Here is a 1,562-nt window from a genome sequence, read left to right on the forward strand (position 1 = left end):
CCCCTCAACCGATCGGCTGATCCGACCCCCACCACCCCCACCAACCACCACGCCGGCCGGTCGCCGAGTTGAACGCGATTTCCTCGGCGCCGACCGTGTCCACGAGCGTGCGCTCCTGCGCCGTGTCGAGCGGTGTCCCGTAGCGCCGCCCGCAAGACTTGTATCAAGCGGGCGACACAAGCGGCCTCCACGGGGTATCTTGTATCGACCGCTTGACACAACCACTTGGGGTTCGCGTGTCTGCTCTGCCCTTCGCCCTGCCCGTTCTCCTCCTGCTCATAGGAGGCGCGATCGTCGCTCTCGTCCCGGGACGCGACCTGGTCCCCGAACTCAGCACCCACCTCAACACCCGTATCCGGCCGGAAGGTCTGGCCCGCTGGACCGGTCTCGCGCTGGGCGTCGCCATCGCCTTGTGGACATCGCGAAGCGGGTCGCTCGGCAGCGGCCTGCTGCTCGCACCCACGGTGCTCGGGACCGGTGCGGTGCTCGGCGCGCTGGGTGCCGACGCCCTGATGCCAAAGCCGCGGGGAGCCGTTCGCACGGCCGGCCTCGCACCCCGCAGAATCCGCGACTACCTGCCGGCTCGCTTCACGGCCCTGGTCGCCGGGTTCGGGGTGGTCCTGGTGGCGCTGTTGACGGCCACCACCGCGACAGGCAGTACGGACGACGTCGGCAGGGCCGGTCGCTCGCTCGTCCAGGTCTGCGGCGACATGACCGAGACCCGCGGACCGTGGCCAGGCTCCTACTACAGCGTTCCGCTGCTCGCCGCGCTCGGGGTCGCAACGGCGCTGTGCGGTTTCGCCCTCCATCGGACAGCGCGCCGCCCCGCCCTCGACGAACCCGGCGCGCGCGTCCTGGACGAAGGGCGCCGCCGCGCCGTCATGACCGACGTGGTGGCCGCTTGGGGATTCCTCGTCACCGGCTCTCTGACCGGTATCGGCCTCTGCGTGGAGGGCGCGATCAACGGCCTCTCCTGCCGGAGTGGGGCCGAGCAGGCGTCCTACTGGGGGCTGCTGCCGATTCTGATCGGCGCCGCGGTCACGGCGCTGTACTGCCTGGCCGTGCTGTGCGGCATCGACAGGCGTCGTCCGTGAACGCTGCCGACATCCGGGTCGACACCGCGAGCCCGGTACCGCCGTTCGAGCAGATCCGCGCCCAGCTCGCACTGCTCATCCGGACCGGGCGGCTTCCCGACGCCCAACGGCTCCCGACGGTCCGTCAACTCGCCGCCGATCTGGGCCTGGCGGCGGGCACGGTCGCCCGCGCCTACCGCGAGCTGGAGGCCGCCCAGCTGGTACGGACCCGACGCGGCGCCGGCACCCGGGTCTGCGCACCGCCCGCCGGTGCGAGCACGGACGACCCGCTGGCACGGCTCGCCCACGAGTACGTCGAGGCCGCACGGCTGCTCGGCGCGGACGACGCACAGCTTGTCGGCGCGGTCCGGGACGTCCTCAAGCGGCAGGTGAAGGGTGCGGACCGACCGGGGCCGGGTTCCTGACGTCCCACAGGCAGCCCAACTGCGCTTCGTCGTACGTCATGCGGGACGGCGACGGTATACGTGG

Annotated in this window: 2 protein-coding genes; both read left to right on the top strand. The window is 71.8% G+C overall.

All coding sequences use genetic code 11. The annotated features are described in order from the left end of the window. Positions 1 to 236: 236 nt before the first annotated feature. On the top strand, positions 237 to 1,094 hold the full coding sequence (locus tag AC13HU_RS36890; protein ID WP_483046364.1) for a hypothetical protein: 858 nt from the start codon (positions 237 to 239) through the stop codon (positions 1,092 to 1,094). Then, on the top strand, positions 1,091 to 1,498 hold the full coding sequence (locus AC13HU_RS36895) for a GntR family transcriptional regulator (RefSeq protein WP_483046365.1): 408 nt from the start codon (positions 1,091 to 1,093) through the stop codon (positions 1,496 to 1,498). Before AC13HU_RS36890 ends, AC13HU_RS36895 begins: the two co-directional genes overlap by 4 nt. The last annotated feature ends 64 nt before the right edge of the window (positions 1,499 to 1,562 follow it).

It is taken from the genome of Streptomyces sp. NH27, assembly GCF_056859195.1.